At 73.1% G+C, this 17,829-nt stretch carries 18 protein-coding genes; 10 read left to right on the top strand and 8 right to left on the bottom strand.

Translation table 11 applies throughout. The features are described 5' to 3' along the window. Nucleotides 1–4: 4 nt before the first annotated feature. Entirely contained in the window at nucleotides 5–1,393 is a 1,389-nt protein-coding gene (locus IEY99_RS13715) for a UDP-N-acetylmuramoyl-tripeptide--D-alanyl-D-alanine ligase (RefSeq protein WP_189203047.1), read from the bottom strand. Between the two features lie 106 nt (nucleotides 1,394–1,499). Between IEY99_RS13715 and IEY99_RS13710 the strand changes: the two genes are divergently transcribed. Genes IEY99_RS13710 through IEY99_RS13700 form a run of 3 tightly spaced genes read left to right on the top strand, consistent with a single transcriptional unit; the run spans nucleotide 1,500 to nucleotide 3,079 of the window. Beyond that, nucleotides 1,500–1,730, top strand: a complete 231-nt coding sequence (locus IEY99_RS13710) for a helix-turn-helix domain-containing protein (protein WP_189203045.1) — start codon at nucleotides 1,500–1,502, stop codon at nucleotides 1,728–1,730. Nucleotides 1,731–1,748: 18 nt separating this feature from the next. Beyond that, complete coding sequence (locus tag IEY99_RS13705) at nucleotides 1,749–2,249, top strand: Clp protease N-terminal domain-containing protein (RefSeq protein WP_189203043.1); 501 nt, start codon at nucleotides 1,749–1,751, stop codon at nucleotides 2,247–2,249. Between the two features lie 26 nt (nucleotides 2,250–2,275). Then, on the top strand, nucleotides 2,276–3,079 hold the full coding sequence (locus tag IEY99_RS13700; protein ID WP_189203041.1) for an SDR family oxidoreductase: 804 nt from the start codon (nucleotides 2,276–2,278) through the stop codon (nucleotides 3,077–3,079). Here IEY99_RS13700 and IEY99_RS13695 read toward each other — a convergent pair. Then, nucleotides 3,076–4,104, bottom strand: coding sequence for a fatty acid desaturase family protein (locus IEY99_RS13695; protein ID WP_189203039.1), 1,029 nt, complete (start codon nucleotides 4,102–4,104; stop codon nucleotides 3,076–3,078). The two genes, IEY99_RS13700 and IEY99_RS13695, sit on opposite strands and share 4 nt — an antisense overlap. A 95-nt stretch (nucleotides 4,105–4,199) precedes the next feature. Beyond that, complete coding sequence (locus tag IEY99_RS13690) at nucleotides 4,200–5,243, bottom strand: WD40/YVTN/BNR-like repeat-containing protein (protein WP_189203037.1); 1,044 nt, start codon at nucleotides 5,241–5,243, stop codon at nucleotides 4,200–4,202. A 70-nt stretch (nucleotides 5,244–5,313) separates the two neighbouring features. On the opposite strand from IEY99_RS13690, the gene IEY99_RS13685 reads away from it, so the two are divergent. The 6 genes from IEY99_RS13685 (at nucleotide 5,314) to IEY99_RS13660 (ending at nucleotide 11,636) form a co-directional block, all read left to right on the top strand. Beyond that, a complete protein-coding gene (locus IEY99_RS13685) occupies nucleotides 5,314–5,895 on the top strand; it encodes an antibiotic biosynthesis monooxygenase (RefSeq protein WP_189203035.1) in 582 nt (193 codons plus the stop codon). Between the two features lie 119 nt (nucleotides 5,896–6,014). Further along, the gene (locus IEY99_RS13680; RefSeq protein WP_189203033.1) at nucleotides 6,015–7,847 is read left to right on the top strand and encodes a sensor domain-containing diguanylate cyclase; all 1,833 of its coding nucleotides are present in this window, start codon (nucleotides 6,015–6,017) and stop codon (nucleotides 7,845–7,847) included. Nucleotides 7,848–7,865: 18 nt separating this feature from the next. Further along, nucleotides 7,866–8,825: a non-homologous end-joining DNA ligase gene (gene ligD, locus IEY99_RS13675; RefSeq protein ID WP_189203031.1), complete on the top strand. Its 960-nt coding sequence runs from the start codon at nucleotides 7,866–7,868 to the stop codon at nucleotides 8,823–8,825. A gap of 90 nt (nucleotides 8,826–8,915) precedes the next feature. Further along, nucleotides 8,916–10,115 (top strand): S8 family peptidase, encoded by a 1,200-nt coding sequence (locus tag IEY99_RS13670; RefSeq protein ID WP_189203029.1) that lies wholly within the window; start codon nucleotides 8,916–8,918, stop codon nucleotides 10,113–10,115. A gap of 147 nt (nucleotides 10,116–10,262) precedes the next feature. Further along, nucleotides 10,263–11,078 carry a hypothetical protein gene (locus IEY99_RS13665; RefSeq protein ID WP_189203027.1) on the top strand — a complete coding sequence of 272 codons (816 nt, stop codon included), beginning with the start codon at nucleotides 10,263–10,265 and terminating at the stop codon, nucleotides 11,076–11,078. 30 nt (nucleotides 11,079–11,108) lie between these two features. Beyond that, entirely contained in the window at nucleotides 11,109–11,636 is a 528-nt protein-coding gene (locus IEY99_RS13660; RefSeq protein ID WP_189203025.1) for an LURP-one-related family protein, read from the top strand. An 11-nt stretch (nucleotides 11,637–11,647) separates the two neighbouring features. Here IEY99_RS13660 and IEY99_RS13655 read toward each other — a convergent pair whose 3' ends face one another. After that, a complete protein-coding gene (locus tag IEY99_RS13655) occupies nucleotides 11,648–13,207 on the bottom strand; it encodes a methyl-accepting chemotaxis protein (protein WP_189203023.1) in 1,560 nt (519 codons plus the stop codon). A gap of 346 nt (nucleotides 13,208–13,553) precedes the next feature. Between IEY99_RS13655 and IEY99_RS13650 the strand changes: the two genes are divergently transcribed. Beyond that, entirely contained in the window at nucleotides 13,554–14,615 is a 1,062-nt protein-coding gene (locus tag IEY99_RS13650) for a M14 family zinc carboxypeptidase (RefSeq protein WP_189203021.1), read from the top strand. A 129-nt stretch (nucleotides 14,616–14,744) separates the two neighbouring features. Here IEY99_RS13650 and IEY99_RS13645 read toward each other — a convergent pair whose 3' ends face one another. The 4 genes from IEY99_RS13645 to IEY99_RS13630 all read right to left on the bottom strand — a co-directional run bounded on the left by IEY99_RS13645 (nucleotide 14,745) and on the right by IEY99_RS13630 (nucleotide 17,772). After that, nucleotides 14,745–15,200: a MarR family winged helix-turn-helix transcriptional regulator gene (locus IEY99_RS13645; RefSeq protein WP_189203019.1), complete on the bottom strand. Its 456-nt coding sequence runs from the start codon at nucleotides 15,198–15,200 to the stop codon at nucleotides 14,745–14,747. Nucleotides 15,201–15,267: 67 nt separating this feature from the next. Continuing rightward, the gene (locus IEY99_RS13640) at nucleotides 15,268–15,861 is read right to left on the bottom strand and encodes a histidine phosphatase family protein (protein ID WP_229798624.1); all 594 of its coding nucleotides are present in this window, start codon (nucleotides 15,859–15,861) and stop codon (nucleotides 15,268–15,270) included. 105 nt (nucleotides 15,862–15,966) lie between these two features. Continuing rightward, nucleotides 15,967–17,007 carry a cobalamin B12-binding domain-containing protein gene (locus tag IEY99_RS13635; protein WP_189203015.1) on the bottom strand — a complete coding sequence of 347 codons (1,041 nt, stop codon included), beginning with the start codon at nucleotides 17,005–17,007 and terminating at the stop codon, nucleotides 15,967–15,969. 81 nt (nucleotides 17,008–17,088) lie between these two features. After that, nucleotides 17,089–17,772 (bottom strand): adenosylcobinamide amidohydrolase, encoded by a 684-nt coding sequence (locus tag IEY99_RS13630; protein WP_189203013.1) that lies wholly within the window; start codon nucleotides 17,770–17,772, stop codon nucleotides 17,089–17,091. Nucleotides 17,773–17,829 lie beyond the last annotated feature (57 nt).

The following is a 17,829-nucleotide window of genomic DNA, read 5'->3' as shown; positions in this document are numbered from 1 at the left end:
GGCGTCAGCCGGCGGTCAGGTCGGTCGCGGCGGCCAGGGTGGTGGCGAGGGACATCAGGCCGACGCTGTTGGAGCCCTTGAACAGCACCACGTCGCCCGGCGCCAGTTCCTCGGCCAGGGCCGCGCGGGCGGCGTCCCGGTCGGGGACGTGCCGCGTGGCCACGCCCCGCTCCGCCGCGGCCCGGCCGAGCTGCGCCGCGTCGTCGTTGCCGACCGTCAGCAGCCAGTCGACGCCCACCTCGGCGGCGACGGCGCCGACACCGGCGTGGTCGGCGGCGGACGTCTCGCCCAGCTCGTTCATCTGACCGAGCACCGCGACCGCCCGGCGGCCGGCCGCCAGCTTCGTCAGCGTCCGCAGGGCGGCGGTCATGGAGACCGGGCCGGCGTTGTAGGCGTCGTTGATCACGGTGATGCCCGCGGGGCTCTCCACCACCTGCATCCGCCCCTCGGACACCGGCGCCGCCGTGGACAGTGCCCGGGCGATCAGCGCGACGTCGTCGGTGAAGTGCAGCGCCACCGCGGCGGCGGCCAGGGCGTTCGGCACGAGGTGCTCGCCGACCAGGCGCAACGCCACCTTCGCCACGCCCGCGGGCGTGCGCAGCGTGAACGACGCCCGGCCCGTCCCGTCGACCTCGACCGACTCTCCCCGCACCGTCGCGCCGGCGCCGAGGCCGAACGTGACCACCTCCGCGGCGGTCCGGCTCGCCATCGCCGCCACCATCGGGTCGTCGGCGTTGAGGACGGCCGCCCCGTCCGCCGCGAGCGCCTCCACCAGCTCGCCCTTGGCCTTGGCGATGGCCTCGCGGCTGCCGAACTCACCGAGGTGGGCGGTCCCCACATTGAGGACGACACCGACATGCGGGCGTACGAGCGAGGTCAGGTACGCGATGTCGCCGACGTGGCGCGCGCCCATCTCCAGCACCAGGAACCGCGAGTCCGCGGTGACCCGCGAGACGTTCTCCGGCATGCCGCTCTCGCTGTTGCGGTTGCCGGGCGGCGCGGTCGTCGGGCCGAGGCTGGACAGCACCTGCCCGATCAGGTCCTTGGTCGTGGTCTTGCCGACGGACCCGGTGATGCCGACGATGCCGAGCTCCGGCAGCCGCTCGACGATGGCCGTGGCGAGCCGGCCGTACGCCGCCAGGGTGTCCGGCACGACGATGGCCGGCAGGCCCAGCGGCCGCGCCACGAGAACCACGGTGGCTCCGGCCTCGATCGCCTGGCCGGCGAAGTCGTGGCCGTCGACCCGCGCGCCGGGCAGGGCGACGTACAGCCCGCCCGGCTCGACGACCCGCGAGTCGAACGTGCAGAGGCCGGTCACCCGGGCCTGAGGGTCGGCGTCGTGCAGGGTCCCGCCGACCGCGGCGGCGATCTCAGCAAGCGTCAAAGGCAGCACGCTGGCACGTTACCGCCCCGGCCGGCGTGACATCGCACCGCTCCGTCCGCCGACCGCTCATCAACCTTTGTTGACGCGATGATCGCCGTCAACTAAGGTTGATGGAGTGATCGAGCGTGTGGAGGTCCCGGAGCCGGACGACCCCGAGGCGGCCCTGGCCGCGGTCGTGGCCCTGCGACGACTGGCCAACCAGCTCGAACGCGCCGCCGTCGCGCAGGCGCTGCGCGACGGATGGACCTGGGCCCAGATCGGCCAGGCGCTGGGCGTGAGCGCCCAGGCCGCCCACAAGAAGCTGGCGCCCAGGAAGGGGACGTCAGCCGACGCGTCCGCGTCCTGAACCGAAGGGAACCACCCCGTGGCACTGTTGCCTGCCCTGAAGGACGTCCGCACCATCAAGACCCTGCTCACCCGGGCCGAGGCCGAGGCGGTCCGCAACGGCGACGGCCTGCCCGGCCCGGAACACCTGCTGCTGTCCGCGCTGGACCTGCCCGACGGCACGGCCGTGGCGGCCTTCAGGCACGTCGGGGCCGACCCCGACGACTTCCGGGCGGCCGTCGGACGGGCGCACCGGGACGCGCTCGACCGCCTCGGCGTCACCATCGGCGACGGGCTCGACGACCTTCCCGAGGCGGACGTGCCGAGGGGCCCCTACCGCCTCACCGCACCCGGACAGCAGGCCTTCCAGCGCGCGGTCGCGCTGTCGAAGGAGACCCGGCCGACGCGGCTACGCGCCGCCCACGTCGTCATCGCCGTCTGCGAACACGACCGTGGCACGGCCGCCCGGGCCCTGCGATCCCAGGGCGTCGACCGTCACGACCTGGCCACCGCCGCCCGCGAGGCACTGGCCACCGCCTGACCCAGCCGGACCGGTATGGTGCGTCGATGGATCGCACCGCGTTGGTCACCGGGGCATCGTCGGGCATCGGCCGGGCCACGGCGGCCCTGCTGGTCTCGCGCGGATATCGGGTGTGGGGGACCAGCCGCAGCCCGGAGGCGCTCGCTCCGGAGCAACGGGCCGCCGGCGTCGAATACGTCCCGCTCGACCTCACCTCGGAGGAGTCGATCGAGGCGCTGGCCGGCCGGCTGGCGCAGGTCGACGTCCTGGTCAACAACGCGGGGGAGAGCCAGTCCGGCCCGTTCGAGGAGCTCCCCGGCGACGCCCTGCGCCGGCTGTTCCAGGTCAACGTCCTCGGCCCGGTGCGGCTGGCCCAGCTCGCCCTGCCGGGCATGCGGGACCGGCGGCACGGCCGGGTGGTCATGGTGGGCTCGATGCTCGCGTCCTTCCCCCTCGCCTACCGCTCCTCGTACGTCGCGACGAAGGCGGCGCTGAAGGGCTTCAGCGACGGGGCGCGCCACGAGTGTTCTCCCTTCGGGGTCTGGGTGACCACCGTCGAACCCGGCTCGATCAACACCGGCATCAGCGAGCGCCGTACCCGGTATGTGGCCGCCGACTCCCCGCATCGCCGTGACTTCGAGACGATGCTCGCCGCCCTCGACCGCAACGAGGGGGCCGGGATCTCCGCGGAACGCGTCGCCCGGGCCATCCTGAGGGCGGTCGAGGCGCCGCGCCCGAAGCCCCTCTACGCCGTGGGCAGCAACGCTTCGCTCGTCTTCGCCCTGCGCCGCGTCCTGCCGGCGACGGTCGTCGAGAAGATGGTCCACCGCAAGCACGACCTGACCCGTTAGGCCTCTCGGCGGCGGAGCGGCGCGCCGACCTCGTGCAGATGCCGAAGCGCGATGCCGTAGGACCTCGTCAGGCTCGTCATCTCGTAGGGGACGCCGATCTCCGCGCAGTACGCCTGCACGAGAGGCTGGGCGCGGCGCAGGTTCGGCGTCGGCATCGCCGGGAACAGGTGGTGCTCGATCTGGTAGTTCAGACCGCCGAGCGCCAGGTCCGTGAGGCGTCCGCCGCGGACGTTGCGGGAGGTCAGCACCTGCTTGCGCAGGAAGTCCTCGTCGCCGGTCGGGTGGGGCATCCCCTTGTGGTTGGGCGCGAACGTCATTCCCAGGTAGACGCCGAAGAGGCCCTGGTGCACCGCGAAGAACGCCAGCGCCTGCAGCGGGCTCAGCACGAGCGCCAGGGCACCCAGATAACCGGCGACGTGTGCCCCCAGCAGACCCGCCTCCAGGGCGCGGCGCTTGACCGAGCCCGTCCGCAAGGCCCGGATGCTGTCCTTGCGCAGGCTCAGGCCGAGCAGCGTCAGCAGCGGGAAGAAGAGCCAGGCCTGATGGCGGGTGAGCCAGCGGTCGAAGCGTCCCCGGCGGGCCGCCGCGGCCTCGGCCGACCACACCAGGACCGCCGGGGCGACATCCGGGTCGAGGTCGTCGTGGTTGGGGTTGGCGTGGTGCCGGGTGTGCTTGTCCATCCAGTAGCCGTAGCTCATGCCGATGGCGAGGTTTCCGGCGATCCTGCCGGCGCGGGCGCTCGGCCCGGCGGTGCGGAAGACCTGCCGGTGTGCGAGGTCGTGGGCGACCAGCGCCACCTGGGCGAAGGTCACCGCGAGGAAGGCCGCCACGGCCAGCGTCCACCAGGAGGACCCGACCAGGAGGAAGGCGGTCCAGCCGCCGATGAGCATCAGGCCCACCACGCTGAGCCGCACGGCGTAGTGGCCGGGCTTGCGGTCGAGCAGGCCTGCCCGGCCGACCCGCCGGCTCAGCTCGGCGAAATCGCTGCCGGCCGGTGCCGGCGGCCGTTCGATCGTCGTCGTCATGGGTCCAGGCTTCCGAAGCGCGGGCCCCGAGTCAGGAGTGCAGACCCCCGAACCGCCGGTGGGGTTGTCCCTACCGGCGGTACCGGGTGGACCGGTCAGCGCAGCCGGGCCACCCGGCCCTGTTCGCCCGAGGCCCAGCACGCGCCGCCCCCGCACCGCACCGCGTCGAAGCTGCCCCCGTCGAACTCCGTCCACGTGCGCCCGCCGTCGCGGCTGAGATCGCTGCCGGTCGGGCCCACCGCCAGCACCGTCGCGCCGTGCGCCCAGGCCGCCCCGGAGCGGTACTCGCCCGGCTCCGCGCGCGACGGCGTCCAGGTCCGCCCGCCGTCGCGGGTGGTCGCCGCCGCGTCCGGCGCCGGCTCCGGCGCGGCGTAGTCGCCGCCCACCGCGACGCCGTGCCACGGGTCGCGGAACGCCAGGCTGTAGACGCCCGCGCTGGGTCCGCTCGGGATCCCGCTGTCGGTGACCTGCCAGGTGTGGCCGCCGTCGGCCGTCGAGAAGACGCGGGCACGCTCGGCGCCGCCGGTGGCGAACCACGCCCGGCTCCCGCCCCGCCGGTCCGCGGTGACCAGGCACGTGCCGCTCGCCGCGAAGGCGAACTCGCCGGGCAGCGCGACCGGCATGCCCACCCCGGAGCGCACCTGCCAGGTGCGGCCGCCGTCGGCCGTCGCCAGGATCCGGAACTTCCCGCCGACCGGGTCCGACAGGGCCAGGCCGTGGTGCCGGTCGAGGAAGGTCACGCAGTCGTAGAACGCCGCCGGGTCGTCGTTGCGGAAGGTCTCGGTCCAGGTGGCGCCGCCGTCGCCGGTGGCGTACAGGCGGGACTGCTCGCCCTCGCCGATGGTCAGCGCCACCGCGTGGTCCGCGTCGAAGGCCTCGATGTCGCGGAACTGCAGGTCGGCCGTGCCCGGCGGGTCGACGCGCCGCCAGGTACGCGCGCCGTCGACCGTACGCAGGACGGTGCCGCCGGAACCCGCCACCCAGGCCACCGAGGCGCTGACCGGGGCCAGGCCGCGCAAGCGGGCGGTGACGCCCGTCTCGGAGAGCTGCCACGACGGCGCCGGGGCGCCGGAGCTGAAGCCGCTGGTGCCGACGAGGGTGGCCAGGCCCAGGACAGCCATCGAAAGCTTTCGAATCATGCCCGCGAAACTACTCCCCGGATGTCCGATCGCCGCCCCCGAGGCGGGCCGGGGCGGCCAGGATGGGGGCATGGAGACCGTCACCGTGGCGATCACGCGGAAGGCCGACCCGTCGCGCAACGCCGAGATGCTCGCGTGGGTGCGGGCGGGCGTGACGCTGGCCGAGCACTTCCCGGGCTTCCTCGGCGTCGGCTGGGTCCGCCCGGTGGTGGGCTCGACGGACTGGCACATGCTCTACCGGTTCGCCGACGCGGACGCGCTGCACGCGTGGGAGGACTCGCCGCAGCGCCGGTGGTGGCTGTCGTCGGCGCAGGGCATGGTCGAGCACACCCGGGTGGAGAAGCGTACGGGCATCGAGGGCTGGTTCGACCCGCCGCGCGAGCTCTCGGTGGACGACCTGACCCCGCCGCCCGCCGCCCCGCCGCGGTGGAAGCAGGCCGTGACGATCTGGATCGGGTTCTTCCCGCTCGCCCTGCTGGCCGCGGTCACCCTGGGCCCGGCCCTGGAGGAGCAGCACGTGGTCGTCCGTACGCTGGCGACGACGCTGTGCCTGACCCCGCTCATGACCTATCTCGTCCTGCCGCAGATCACCCGGTCGCTGCAATGGTGGTTGCAGGGCCAGCCGCCACCCTGGCGAGGCAGGCGCGGCTGAGTGGGGCAGGAGATGCCGCTGGGTCGGGTGTGACTCTGCTACCGGACGGAAACCTGGCGGGCAGATTTCATCAAGTCGGCCGCACCGCGCCCGATTGTCTTCCGGCGAGGAGGCATTCGATGCGGCTGCGCAACTGGATCGCCGTGGTTGTCAGCGTGCTGCTGCTGGTGGCCGTCGGCATCGTCGGCGTACTGGTGAACCGTTCGGCGCTGCGTGCGGCCGACACGGTGCACCGCGCCGACTCCCAGGCACTGGCGGTCAACAACGCCACGCTGGCCGGGTCGATGCAGCTGTTGTCGGCCAAGGAGCTCAGCGAGTTCGCCGCGCGTCACCCCTTCACCCTGGCGCCGGGCCAGGCCGCCGACCGCAAGGTCCTCGAGGGGTACGTCAAGAAGTCCGCGCTGTTCCCGTACGGCGCGGCGCTCACCTCCCTCGACGGTGCGCTGATCAACGCCACGCGCAGCAATCCGCTGCCCGATGCCGCCGACCCCGGTTACCAGGTCATGCGCGACCTGCTGATGAACGGCAAGCCCGGCTTCTCGCCGGTCATGAGCGTCACCGACGCCAAGGGCGTGCCCGTGGCGCTCCAGGCCGTCGCGGTGCCGATCGAGGTCGGCGGCGCGCCCGTGGCGCTGCTCATCGGTTACACCAAGCTCGCCGGTACGTCGCTGCAGGCGTACACCGCGAAGCTGAAGTCGGCGTCGCACACGACGCTGATCGTCGACCCGGCCGGCGTGGTCGGCATCAGCAGCGAGGCCGGCCGGATCGGCACCCGGGTGGACCCGGCGATCGTGGCGGCGGCCCGGGCGAACGCGTCCGGCTCCACCTTCGCGGAGTACGAGCTCGACCGGGTCGAGATGATCGCCATCGTGGTCTCCGGCGACGTCCTGCCGGGCGGCTGGGCGTACGTCCGCACGCAGACGACCGCCTCCTTCGACGGCGCGGTCCACCGCCGCAGCCAGACGATCAACCTGACCCTGCTCGCGATGCTGCTGATCGGCGCGGTGGGCATCTCCATCCTCGGCTACCGCACCCAGGTGCAGCGCCGGCGTGCCGACGAGAAGTTCCAGGCCCTGTTCCAGCACGCACCCGACATGGTGGCCGTGCTCGACGCGGACGGGCGGCTCTCGTACTCCAGCCCGAGCGCGGCGTCGGTGCTGCACTTCCCGCCGGGCTCGCTGCAGGGCCACAGCGTCTTCGAGCTGGTCCACCCCGAGGACCGGCCGCGCATGATGGAGGCCTTCGGCCGGCTGTTCGACGACCGGGACAGCGTGCTGCGCCTGCAGACGCGCGTCCTCAACGCCGCCGGCAAGTCCACCTGGTTCGAGTTCACCGCCTCCAACCAGATGCACAACCCGGCCCTGAACGGCATCGTGATCAACGCCCGCGACGTCTCCGAGACCCGCGCCTTCCAGGAGCGGCTGGCCCACGAGGCGCAGCACGACGCGCTCACCGGGCTGCCCAACCGCCGCCGCATGCAGGACGCCCTCGGCTCGTCGCTGCGGCAGGAGCCGGTGGCGGTGCTCTTCGTCGACCTGGACGGCTTCAAGCCGGTCAACGACGCCCACGGCCACGAGGCGGGCGACGAGCTGCTGCGCCAGGTCGCCGACCGGCTCGGCTCGTGCGTACGCGAGCAGGACGTGCTCTCCCGGGTCGGCGGTGACGAGTTCGTGGTGCTCATGCCCGGCATCACCAACCGCGCGGACGCCGACGCGATGAGCACCCGGGTGCGCCTGGCGATCGAGCGGCCGTTCTACGTCCAGGGCAACGAGGTGACCATCGGCGCGAGCGTCGGTGTCCACGTGGCGAACGCGGCGGACGACCCCGACCAGGCGCTGCGCGCCGCGGACCACGCGATGTACGAGATCAAGCACCTGGGCGGGGGTCGCAAGGCGGCGATCCCGGAGCAGCGCCACCTGGTTCACGTGGGCCGCCACCGCGCCGAGGACTGAGCCGCTACGTTGTGATCCATGGCCACGAAGCCGCCCGCGGTGGAGGTCGAGGCGGGGGAGCACACGGTACGGATCTCGAATCCCGGCCGCGTGTACTTCCCCGAGCTCGGCCTGACCAAGCTCGACCTCGTCCACTACTACCTGAGCGTCGGCGACGGCATCGTCCGGGCGCTGCGGGAACGCCCGTGCATGCTGCACCGCTTCCCGGACGGGCTCGCGGGTGAGAAGGTGCACCAGAAGCGGGTGCCGCACGGCGCCCCGCCGTGGCTGCAGACCGTCCGGGTCACGTTTCCGCGCTACCACCGGCACGCCGACGAGCTGTGCGTGACCCAGCTCGGCGACGTCGTCTGGGCGGTGCAGATGTCCACGGTCGAGTTCCACCCGTGGAACTCCCGGCGCGCCGACACCGAGCGGCCCGACGAGTGGCGTATCGACCTGGACCCGATGCCCGACTGCGACTTCGCGACCGTACGGCGGGTCGCGCACGTCGCCCACGAGGTCCTCGACGAGCTCGGGATCACGGGCTACCCGAAGACCTCCGGCGGCCGGGGCCTGCACGTCTACGTCCGGATCAAGCCCGAGTACGGCTTCGGTGACGTCCGCCGGGCGGCGCTCGCGTTCGCCCGCGAGGTGGAGCGCCGCGCCCCCGGCGACGTCACGACGACGTGGTGGCGCAAGGACCGGGATCCCGGCAAGCTCTTCGTCGACTACAACCAGAACGCCCGGGACCACACCATCGCGAGCGCGTACTCGGTGCGCGGCAACCAGCGCGGCACGGTCTCCACGCCGATCCGGTGGAACGAGATCGACGATGCCGAGCCGGACGACTTCACGATCGTCACGGTTCCGGCGCGCTTCGCGGAGCTCGGCGACCTGCACGCCGCGATCGACGACAAGGCTTATGACCTGCGTCCCTTGCTGGAGTGGGCGGAGCGTGACGAGCGCGCCGGCCTCGAAGGACCGGCCGAGACGGACTGAAAAGTCGGTTGTCTCCGAAACATTTTCAATCATCGATGCAACTGTTACGTTCACGGAACGCAGTCAACCCGTCACCATCGGGAGGCGTTCATGCAGACATCGGTGCGGTGGACGATCGCGGCAACTGCGGCCGTCGCCCTGACCACCCTCGGCCTGTCGGCGCCCGCCACCGCGGCGCCCGCCGAGCAGCCCGTCCTCGTCGCCGCCGGCGCCGAGGTCGTCCCGAACAGCTACGTCGTGGTTCTCGAAGAGGACCGGTCGCCGGTCGCCGGGCAGGCGAGCATCCTCGCGAACCGGCACGGTGGCACGGTACGGCAGACGTACTCGCACGCCCTGCGCGGCTTCGCCGCGACGATGAGCGCCCAGCAGGCGCGGCGCATGGCCGCCGACCCCGCGGTCGCCTACGTGCAGGCCGACGTGGTCCACCGGGCCAGCGACACCCAGACCAACCCGCCGTCGTACGGGCTGGACCGCATCGACCAGCGCAACCGGCCGCTGAACCAGGCGTACACCTACTCGACCGGCGCCGCGAACGTGCACGCGTACATCGTGGACACCGGCATCCGCACGACCCACCGCGACTTCGGCGGCCGGGCGACGAGCGGGTTCGACGCCGTCGACGGCGGCACGGCCGACGACTGCCACGGCCACGGCACGCACGTGGCGGGTACCGTGGGCGGCACCTCGTACGGCGTCGCCAAGAGCGTGCGGCTCGTCGCGGTCCGCGTGCTCAACTGCCAGGGCAGCGGCACCACCGCGCAGGTCGTCGCGGGCATCGACTGGGTGACCGCCAACGCGCAGAAGCCCGCGGTGGCCAACATGAGCCTCGGCGGCGGGGCGGACACCGCGCTCGACAACGCGGTGAGCCGGTCGATCGCCTCCGGCGTGACGTACTCGATCGCCGCCGGAAACGGGCTGTTCGGCCTCATCGCCCTCGACGCGTGCACCCAGTCGCCGGCCCGCGTGCCGACCGCTCTGACGGTGTCCGCCGTGGACACCAACGACCGCAAGGCCAACTGGGCCAACCGCGGCACCTGCGTCGACCTCTTCGCGCCGGGCATCGGCATCACCTCGGCGTGGGCGACCAACGACACCGCCGCCAACACGATCAGCGGCACGTCGATGGCGGCGCCGCACGTCGCCGGGGCGGCCGCCCTCTACCTGGCCACCCACGCGACCGCGACGTCGGCCGAGGTGCACTCGGCCATCGTGGGCGCGGCGACCACGGGCGTGGTGACGAGCCCCGGCTCCGGCTCGCCCAACCGCCTGCTCTACACCGGCGGCTTCTGATCTCGACGGCAGGCGGCGGGTTACCCGGAAGGAGTACCCGCCGCCCCCGGCGAATTCGGGCAATGCCCAGCTCAGGAGCGATTTCCCGGGGATCGGTGCGCCGCACGGCGGGTGGCCGCGGCATGGGCGCGGTGTCAGCATGTGTCAATGCGCTCCGGCCACCGCGACATCCCGAACGAGCGACCGTCCTGGTTCGAGCCGCCCGGCGGGATCCCGCTGCCGCGGCGCCCGCAGCTGCCGGACCGCCCGCAGCAGCGCCGGGTCTCCGAGTGGGCCGCCGCCGGGTGCGAGCCGATCACCGGCGGGGTCGCGCGGGGCGCGCTGTGGCGGTTCACCGTGGCGGTCGCGGACGTGCTGTATCCCGGCATCGGGATCGCGGTCGCGGCGGCGCAGCGGGTGACGAAGTGGGGCCCGCGGGTGCAGGGCCTCAACGACGAGCGCGGCGCCGACGTGAAGGTCGGCCTGATCGGCGCGGAGACGCTGGGTCTCTGGGTGCTCTTCCGGACCCGGCTGGGCCAGTCCGACCCCGGGCCCCGCCCGCCCTGGTGCCTGGACCTGCCGCTCGCGGGGCCCGTGCCGCCCGGCCCGCCGGGTCCGCTCGGCCCCGCGGGCCCGTTCGGCACCGAGGGGATCCGCCGGGACGCGTCGGTCATCTCCGGCGTCGAGGACGCCAAACCCGCGGAGGTGGCACCGCTGCTGCTCGTGCCGCCCCTGCCGGGTGCGGCCACCCGGGTGCTGGTCCGCGCCGACGTACGGCGCCGCTCCGGCGTGCTCGCCGTGGATGCCGGCGACGGCGCCTGGCAGCGCCGGATGTTCTTCACCGTCGTGCACCCGGCGGGCCGGGCGGGCAACCACCCCGAGCGGTACCGGGTGGCGTGCCCGGTCTGTGCCCGCCGCCGCCTCGCCCAGTTCCGCGGCTTCGAGGTCTGCTCCGACTGCGGATGGCTCGACGCACGATCCTGACCGCTTGCGCCCGCTGGCGAGGATGGAAGGATGTACGCGCCCTTCACCGGAGTCCTCCTCCTGCCGGACGCCTCCTTCCTCGGCACGACCTCCACCGTCACGACGGCCGACGGCGCGCCCGTCGCCACCATCCACCGCGAGCCGTGGGGCGTGCGCCGGCGCTTCGAGATCCGGGACGCGGCCGGCGAGTCGCTGCTCGCCACCGGCGCGCAGGCCGGCTTCTGGGGCAACAAGTACGAGCTGATGGGCCCGCAGTCGCAGTTCCTGCTCTCCCTCAAGTTCAGCGGCTGGACCGGCCCGACCGGCCCCGGCGTCGTGTCGCTGCCCGACGGCCGGGTGCTGACCACCAAGGGAAGCTGGACGGCACGCCAGTTCACCCTGGCCGACGAGGCCGGCACGCCGGTCGCCGAACTGAGCAACCGCGGCGGGCTGCTGGCCGCGCGGCAGAGCCTCGCCTTCGAGCTGCGCGCGCCCGTGCTGTCCGTCCTGCAGGCGATCGGCCTCGCCCAGTGCCTGCGCGCCGCCGTCGAGTCCGCGGCCACCGCAGTGGTGGCGTAGCCCGGGGAGCGTCAGACCTGGAAGGTGCTCGCCGTACGGTTCATCTGCTCGGCCATGTGGGTGAGCTCGTCGATCGTGGTACTGCTGGCGGTCACGGCGTGGTGGGTGTTCTGGACCGTGGTGGCCACCATGGTCACGTGTTCGGCGATCTGCGCCGAGCCGGTGGCGGTCTGGGACACGTTGCGGCTCATCTCGGCCGTCGTGGCGCTCTGCTCGTCGACGGCGCTGGCGATCGTGGTCACGTACTCGTTGATCCGCTCGATGACGCCCTGGAACGTGCCGATGACCTCGGCGGCGCCGGTGCTGTCCTCCTGGATGGCGCGGACCCGGTTGCTGATGTCCTCCGTGGCCCGGGCGGTCTCCTGAGCCAGGTCCTTGACCTCCCCGGCGACCACGGCGAAGCCCTTGCCCAGCTCACCCGCGCGGGCGGCCTCGATGGTGGCGTTGAGGGCGAGCAGATTCGTCTGCTGGGCGATCGCGTTGATCACCTTCACGACCGCGCCGATCTCCGACGACGAGCTGGTGAGCTGGCGCACCCGCTCGCCCGCGACGCTCGCCGCGTTCAGCGCCTCGCCGGACACCGTCGCCGCCTGGGTGGCGCTGTGGCTGATCTCCTGGATCGACACCTCCATCTCCTCGGTGGCGGCGGCGACCGTCTGACTGTTGGTGCTGACCTCCTCCGCCGCGGACGCCGCGTTGGCGACCCCGGTGGCGGCCTCGTCCGAGCCGGCGACCATCAGGCCCGTGCTCGCGCGCAGCGCCTGGGACGCCTCCGAGAGCTGGGCGGCGTCGGACTTGAGCTGGGCGACGGCCGCGCCCAGGGTGTCCGCGGCCTCGTTGACCGCCGTACCCATGTCGCGCAGCTCGCCGCCCATCGCCGCGGTGTCCACCCGCCGGGTCAGGTCCCGGCCCGCGACGGCCTTCAGCGTGCCCACCGCCGCGGTCAGCGGCGCGACGATGCTGCGCCGGGTCGCCCACACCAGGGGCACCGCCAGCAGCAGCGCCACGCCCATGCCGACGGCCAGCTGGATCTGGGCGGTCCGGGACGCGGCCGTCGCCTCCTTGGCCGCGGCGTCGCTGCGGGACTGGGCGCTGTCGACGAGCTTCTGCGTGTTCTCCAGGATCCGGAAGTAGATGTCCCAGGAGGCGCCGCCGATGGTCTCGTTGGCCTTGCTCACCGACGCCGGGGTGCCCTCGGCGAACATCGCCGCGATGGTGTCGTCCATCTCGAGGAACGCGTCCCAGTCGGTGCGGATCGCCTGGAAGGTCTTCGCCTCCTCGGCGGTCATGGCCGAGGTGTCGACGCCGGACAGGTGCGTACGCAGGCGCCCGACGACCTCCAGGTAGCCGGCGCGGCTCACCGCCTCGGGCTTGACCGCCTCCTTGGGATCGCCGAGGGCAGCCTCCCAGGCGTAGGCGACCTGCCAGCCGCTCACGTCGGAGTTGAAGTACTTGATCTCCTGGACGGCGCGGCTCAGCAGCAGCATGTCCTTCATGTGTGCCACCGCGCGGTCCTGCTCGCGCAACGCGATGAACCCCACGATCCCGGCGGCGAGGAACAGCGCCGTCACGGTGCCGAGGCATATCACGAGACGTGCGCCTACCCGCAGGCGTCCCAGAAGAGAAAGCATCAGACTCTTTCTTTCTGTCGTGGCCTTCCTCCCCTTGGCCCTATCGGCGCGCCGGCCGGGAAATTGAGCCCGTCTCCGCCCCTGGCGAGACGGGGGAGCGCCGACCACCCGCCGGGCGGTGACCCACGCCGCGGAGCGCCTCCCCCGCGGGACGCCCCTGTCGCGGCGGCAACGAGCTCGGTGAGGCCTCGGTGTCCGCGGCCGGGCCGGAAAGTCATGGTTGCCCGGGCCGATCTGCAATAGGTTGGAACATAGCCAATCATCGATGTCGATCAAGGGGGATCGGATGAGGTCGAGGCTGTGGGTCGCCGCGGGTGCCGTGGTCGTCGGGGCCGCCCTGCTGACACCGCCGGGGGCGAGTGCCGCGACCGGCGCGCCGCCCGCACCGTCCGTGGCGAGTCTCGCCGCGAGCGCGCCCGCCGGTCTGATCCCCGACCGGCCCATGCCCGAGGAGGTCGCCCGCGCGCTGAGCCGCATCGCCCGCGCCAGCGACGGGCGGGTCCGGCTCGGCGTCGTCGGCAGCAGCAACGAGCAGCGCCCGATCCCGCTCGCGAGCGTCGGCACCGGCGACGTGCGCCTGCTCTACCTCACCCAGCAGCACGGCGACGAGCCGCTGGGCACCCCGGCCGCCGTGCGGGCCCTGTGGGCGCTCGGCGTGCCCGACAGCGCGTGGCACCGGTGGCTGCGCTCCCGGGTCACCCTCGACATCGTCGTCCAGGTCAACCCCGACGGCGCGGTGCGCAACCAGCGCTACAACCACGACCCGAGCGCCACCGGCGAATACGCCCGACCCGGCGTCGGCTACGACATCAACCGCTTCCACAACCCGCTGACGCCGATCGAGGACAACCCCGTCCCCGAGGCCCGGGCGATCCTGCGCCGGTGGCACGCCACCCGTCCGGCGATCGTGGTGGACTACCACATGCAGGGCCGCTACCTGCAGCCCGACGGGCGCGAGACCACGGCCTCGGTCCTGTGGCCGACCAGCACGCTCGCCGGCGAGGCGGCGGTGACGCGCTCACGGCAGCTGACCGTGCGCAACGCCGACGTCCTGACGGTCGCGGCGGGCGCCAACGTCACCCGCTATCCCGGCGGCGACTACGAGGGCATCGCGCGCAACGCGTACGGCATCCTGGGCAGCGCGTCGCTGCTGGTGGAGCTCTCCGACCTGCCGCCGGAACAGGTGGACTTCCAGATCCGCACCGCCTTCACCTCGATGATCGCCACCGCCCAGGGCGCGGCCGGCGGCGGCCTGTGGCGCACCGACCCCACCCGCGCCGACGCCATCCCGGAACGCGGCCCATCCCTGCCGGACGCCACCCCACAGCCCCACGCCGACGCCGCCTGACGGCGCCCCGGCCCCCGCTCGATGCGTGGTCAGCGGTTGATCGTTCGGTCGCCGCTTCCTGCTCCTCGAGCATCCGGCGCCACTCCACCCCGTCCCTGGCTGTGCGATCCGGAGACCTCGGCAGCGCAGCTAGGGGAGGTCGCTGTTGCCGCCGAGGTTGCCGATCATCCTGCGAAGGACGTCGAGGGCGGCGATGTACTCCTCGGTCTCGATGCCTTCGTGGGTCTGCTGGTGCACGGTGTGCATGCGGGCCGCTGCCCGTTGGCGGCCCGCCTCTCCGACCTCGGTGAGGCTGAGCCGGCCGTCGGTCTCCGTGATCCAGCCGCGAGCGGTGAGGTCGCCGTAGATGGCCTCGAAGTCGAGGCGTTGGGTGTCGAACGGAGAGAGCTTGGCGGTGAGGGCCTCGCGGGTCCACGTGCCGGGGGCGCCGGCGATGTGGTTGAGGATCCACCAGTGCGGTTGGGTGAGGTCTTCCTCGCCGAGCGCGGCGCGGATGGTGCCGATGATGATCTCGTTGGCGGCGCCGGTCCAGTAGCCGATGGGCTGGGCGGCAAGCTGGTCCTGGGGGTACTCCTTGATCGTCATGTGCCGACCGTAGGAGTTCAAGTTCGGTTGAGGTCAACCCGACCGGCCGGCATCCAGGTGAGGTGTCTCAGACGTGAAGCTCAGGCGGGAAGCCCGTCCAGCGTAGTTCCGGTGGTAGGTGGCTGGTGTCGTTGAAGCTGACCAGCGTCGGTGGGCGGTGGGGGCGGTAGAGGAGCACGGTCAGGGCACAGTTGGCGGCGTTGAGGCCGAGCCAGCGGGCGTCCGGGGCGTCGAGAGCATGGCGAACGAACCAGGCGATCAAGAAGCTGTGCGTGATGACCAGTTCGTGGCTGTCCGTTGTGGTGGGCACCGCGTGCTGCTGGAGGGCCGCGGCGGCCAGAGTCGCTCCGGTGGCGTACTCCTCGGCGGTGACGCCGTCGAGGAAACGGGCGTAGACCTCGCGCAGGGCCTGGAGGTCCGGCACGGGCGGGACGTAGTCGCCGACGACGTCCGAGCAGTGCATCGGTACGCCCGGAAGGTGCCGGCTGATCAGGTCGGCGGTCTGGGCGGCGCGTGGCAGCGGGCCGTGGTGGATGGCCGTCAGGGGCACGGTGGCCAGACGTTCGCCGAGCAGGTCGGCCTGCTGTCGGCCGCGGGCAGTGAGGTTACCGTCGTCGACGGCTTCGCCGTGCCGAGCCAGGTACAGCAGCCGGTTGGCCAACGGTGTCTCCATTCGTCGGGAGCGGTGTCATGATCGGTGCGCGCGTGGGCGAGGCTGCCACAGTGCGGCAAGGTGATCCCCAGGGTGGGCTCCCAGCCGCTTTCCTCACAGGAGCGGCGGTGCCGGCGAGCCTTGCAGCGCGATGCCGAGCGCGTGCTGTCCCGCGGCGAGGATGCGCTGCGTGCGGGGGCGGCCGTCGAGGGTGTTCTGGAAATGGGCCAGCACGGGCTGCACGCTGCCCGGCGGCACGTCCCGCGCGGCGAGGACGCTGGCGAGCCACCCGATGAACTCGGTGAACACCGTGCACTCGTCGAGGTAGACCGCGGCGGCCAGGAAGTTCAGGATGTGCTGCAGGTCGTCCCTGGTGGCCTCGAGCTGACGGCGGTCGTAGTCGTGCAGCGGCGGGAACTCCTCCCGCAGGATCTGCATCGCGCTGTCGGTCAGGCCGGGGATCGCCCGGCAGAGGCGGGCGTGTTCCTCGTCGGCCAGGTGTTCCAGCGTGGCGTGGGCCGGCTCCTTGGGCGGCCAGTCGTGCAGGAGCGCGGCCGCGTCGGAGGGACCGGACGCCCAGGCGTGGGCGCCCAGCCGCAGGGCCAGGCGCGCGTCGTGGCCGAATCCCGCGCCGCCGGCGAGCACGGGGACGCCGGCCCGCCGCGCCGCCAGTACGGAGCGACGGGCCTGCGGCAGCCGGACCGTGAGCGAGGCGCTGAGCAGGACCGCGACGGGGTGGTACTGCTGGAGGTAGACGGTCAGGTGCGCGGCGGGCAGTCCCGCGCCGAGGAAGGTGACCGGCCAGCCCTGCAACCGCAGCGTCTCGGCGAGCAGCCGCGGGGGCAGCGTGTGCCATTCGCCCTCGGGGCAGGCGATCACCAGCCTGTCCCGGCGGTGCGGCCGGGCGCCGGCGTGCACGCGCACGGCGGCGACCACGCGCTCGGCCACGGAGCTCGCCGCGTGTTCGTGGGCGACGGACAGCCGGTTGTGCTGCCAGAGGTGCCCGACGTACGCCATCACCGGCGCGACGAGGCCGAGCAGCACCCGTTCGTGGTCGACGCCGGAGTCCAGCAATCGGCGGACCAGGCGTACGGCGCCCGGCTCGTCGGCGGCCAGCAGGAGCCGCAGCAGGGCGGGCCGGGCTTTCTTGATCATCGGGGTCATGATGCTCCCGCACGGACTTGCGGACATCGACGACCATCCTCGTACCGGGGCGCCGGGGAGGGCAAGAGCTCGCTACGGGTCGGTGTGCGTACCCGCCCGGCGCTCGGACCACGACGCCGTCCCGGCCAGGTTGACGGCGCCGCCGGAGAGGACGGCGCGGTGGCCGGCGCGGGCCAGTCGCCGGCCCCACTGCGACCGCGGCCCGGCGTACTCGGCCTCGGGGCCCGCCGGCGGGCAGAGCACGGCGACGGCGTCGGTGGCCGTGCCGGTGGCGGCCAGGCCCAGCTCGCGGATCGCCTGCGTCTTGGCCTCGGTCAGGGTGGCGACCGCGTTCACCAGGGCGCCGTCGCTCAGCCGCCGCGGCACCCAGGCCACGATGTTGACCGTCCCGGCGTGCGGTGCCGCCTCGGCGGCCGGTGCGGCGGCCTGGACGGGGGCGCCGAGGCCGACCGTGGCCCAGAGCCGGACCCCTTCCTCGTCCGCGGTGACCACGTCGGCGACGTCGACGCCGGTGAGCAGGCCGACGCCGGGACCGGCCAGTCCCAGGCCGGCGGCGATCCCGGCCAGGTGGACGGCCGGGTCGTCGCGGTCGTACGACATCGGCACGGTCGCGTTGACCAGCCACCGGCAGGGCCCGATCCCGCCGCCCAGCACCGCCGACGAGATCGCGAGTGCGGGCTCGCTCAGGCGCCAGACCAGCAGCGGAACGTCGCAGCCGCCCTCGTCCCGGTGGGTCAGAAGCGGTTCGCCGATCATGGCCCGACCCTACGCGGACCGCGGTCGTCATCTGTCTCAAGATCCCCGCAAGCCTGC

The sequence above is a fragment of the Couchioplanes azureus genome (assembly GCF_014648355.1).
GTDB lineage: Bacteria > Actinomycetota > Actinomycetes > Mycobacteriales > Micromonosporaceae > Actinoplanes > Actinoplanes azureus.
Note: the sequence above shows the minus strand (reverse complement) of the source record. Positions and strands in the feature narration are given on the sequence as shown.

Excerpts from the sequence above, each read along its gene's own strand:
- IEY99_RS13700 (WP_189203041.1), top strand. The coding sequence starts at position 2,276 with ATGGATCGCACCGCGTTGGTCACCGGGGCATCGTCGGGCATCGGCCGG.
- IEY99_RS13695 (WP_189203039.1), bottom strand. The coding sequence starts at position 4,104 with ATGACGACGACGATCGAACGGCCGCCGGCACCGGCCGGCAGCGATTTC.
- IEY99_RS13690 (WP_189203037.1), bottom strand. The coding sequence starts at position 5,243 with ATGATTCGAAAGCTTTCGATGGCTGTCCTGGGCCTGGCCACCCTCGTC.
- IEY99_RS13685 (WP_189203035.1), top strand. The coding sequence starts at position 5,314 with ATGGAGACCGTCACCGTGGCGATCACGCGGAAGGCCGACCCGTCGCGC.
- IEY99_RS13680 (WP_189203033.1), top strand. The coding sequence starts at position 6,015 with ATGCGGCTGCGCAACTGGATCGCCGTGGTTGTCAGCGTGCTGCTGCTG.
- ligD (WP_189203031.1), top strand. The coding sequence starts at position 7,866 with ATGGCCACGAAGCCGCCCGCGGTGGAGGTCGAGGCGGGGGAGCACACG.
- IEY99_RS13670 (WP_189203029.1), top strand. The coding sequence starts at position 8,916 with ATGCAGACATCGGTGCGGTGGACGATCGCGGCAACTGCGGCCGTCGCC.
- IEY99_RS13665 (WP_189203027.1), top strand. The coding sequence starts at position 10,263 with ATGCGCTCCGGCCACCGCGACATCCCGAACGAGCGACCGTCCTGGTTC.
- IEY99_RS13660 (WP_189203025.1), top strand. The coding sequence starts at position 11,109 with ATGTACGCGCCCTTCACCGGAGTCCTCCTCCTGCCGGACGCCTCCTTC.
- IEY99_RS13650 (WP_189203021.1), top strand. The coding sequence starts at position 13,554 with ATGAGGTCGAGGCTGTGGGTCGCCGCGGGTGCCGTGGTCGTCGGGGCC.
- IEY99_RS13645 (WP_189203019.1), bottom strand. The coding sequence starts at position 15,200 with ATGACGATCAAGGAGTACCCCCAGGACCAGCTTGCCGCCCAGCCCATC.
- IEY99_RS13635 (WP_189203015.1), bottom strand. The coding sequence starts at position 17,007 with ATGATCAAGAAAGCCCGGCCCGCCCTGCTGCGGCTCCTGCTGGCCGCC.
- IEY99_RS13630 (WP_189203013.1), bottom strand. The coding sequence starts at position 17,772 with ATGATCGGCGAACCGCTTCTGACCCACCGGGACGAGGGCGGCTGCGAC.